We start from the raw sequence: 1,369 nt of genomic DNA on the forward strand, positions 1-1,369 counted from the left end.
CTGAGTACCGTTTCCGAGCCATTCTCTGTCCCCCTCTCTCGGCCATCGTAGTGGCCCAGTTCTAGGGGGGAAGGACAGCAGAGAACCGCAACTCTGGATGGTCACTACCAGTTCTGTGATTGCGTCTTCGCCCTCTCTCCCAACCTGTCAGTCTCCGAAGCAAAGGACGCCTCGTGAAGAGCGCTTTCGACATCGGCCGCAGTCAACCCAATGTCTCTAAGCATGTGGTCGGGCAGCGCTCCGAGCGACGAAGACAAGGCCAGTCTATTACCCCAGTTTGTGATAATCTTTCGCGCACTTTCGTATGCGCGCCGCGTCCAAGAGGTCCGGCTGTTGTCGTGATGTTCGAAGGCATTTTCGTAGGTCATTTTTGGTCTCCCGAGTTTGCTGAGAAAGCCTCACCCAGAGGGGACCTGCCTAGATAGTGTTGGAGCAGAAGCAAGGCAGTACGGTTTTCGTACTGGATGGATTTTTGCGGGCCGTGGTAGGGTTTTCTGGAAAGGAGCGGCTATGTCCTCAAAGCCCTATAGTAACGTCTGCACAATCTCGAAGGCGTGCCAAATACTTGAACCACGCTGGACCTTACCGATCCTGAACCAGATGTGGAACGGGTACACCCGTTTCAACGACATACGCCGGGCCGTTGGCGGTGTTTCACCTGGTGTCTTGTCAAAAAGACTGGAAGAGATGGAGCGAAACGGTCTGATCGAGCGGATCGAAGACCGGGCAAAGGGAACTGTCGACTATGTACGCACAGACAAAGCCATTGACTTGGAAGAGGCAATGGATTCGCTCTCCCGGTGGGCGCAGAGAAACATTGAATCCGAAGTCGCTTTGAACGGCTCGAATATTAGCGCTCTGATGTGGATGCTCAGACAAGCCATCAACGTTGCCGAACTTCCAACCAAGCGAACCATTATGCAATTTCACTTCTCGGGCGAGCCTGAGGCGCTGAAGAAATACTGGTTGATTTATGAACCTGGCACCGAGCTTGAGTTATGCATTGATCCGCCCGGCAGCGACATCGATTTGTTCATAGAAACGGATCAATTCACGTGTTGGGCGTTATTCATGGGACGGACGACTTTTTCGCGCGAAAAGGAGAAGGGGCAATTCTTTATGAGCGGCGATGCGCTCCTTGAGCGAAGTATCGAACGTTGGTTTCCTAGATCAAGCTACGCCGATGTAGAGGGCGTGATGCAGCTGGATGAGGAGAGGTTGCCTACGCACAATCAGGGTTCGGGACTCTCCTAACCTTGGGCAGAATATCGCATAAAACGAAAGACCGCTTCGTCCGGATGCTGTTGAAAAAGTCGACCGGGGATTTCGTTTGAATTGATGGCCGAACGGTTTCTGCCCGGCTCTTCAC

The 1,369-nt window shown here is 53.0% G+C and carries 1 protein-coding gene; it reads left to right on the forward strand.

Going from position 1 to position 1,369, the window contains the following annotated elements:
* Window positions 1–510: 510 nt before the first annotated feature.
* Window positions 511–1,254: a winged helix-turn-helix transcriptional regulator gene (locus AB2B41_RS23255; RefSeq protein WP_367880211.1), complete on the forward strand. Its 744-nt coding sequence runs from the start codon at window positions 511–513 to the stop codon at window positions 1,252–1,254.
* The last annotated feature ends 115 nt before the right edge of the window (window positions 1,255–1,369 follow it).

This window comes from Sulfitobacter sediminis (genome assembly GCF_040811725.1).
Lineage (GTDB): Bacteria > Pseudomonadota > Alphaproteobacteria > Rhodobacterales > Rhodobacteraceae > Sulfitobacter > Sulfitobacter sediminis.